We start from the raw sequence: 286 nt of genomic DNA on the forward strand, positions 1-286 counted from the left end.
GGTTTAATTACGACCTCTTCCTGCCCAACTAATTGATCAACGATAAACCCAACCTTTTGAGTACCCACTGCAACAATCACAACGTGTGCGAATTCTGGATCTGTGGCACCACCATTTTTAACGAGCCATTGCTTGATATAAAACAATGGGTAAACATTGTCTCGGACAACAATACATTCTTGACCATCGACAACATTTGTCTTCGTTAAATCTAAGTGGAAAATTTCGACAACGCTTACGAGAGGGAATGCGAAAGACTGTTGCTCTAGCTTCACCATCAATGTCG

The 286-nt window shown here is 41.6% G+C and carries 1 protein-coding gene; it reads right to left on the reverse strand.

Going from position 1 to position 286, the window contains the following annotated elements:
- A partial coding sequence (locus A3762_RS07055; protein WP_197469111.1) for a chemotaxis protein CheW occupies positions 1 to 286 on the reverse strand: 286 nt, incomplete at both ends.

This window comes from Oleiphilus sp. HI0125 (assembly GCF_001635355.1).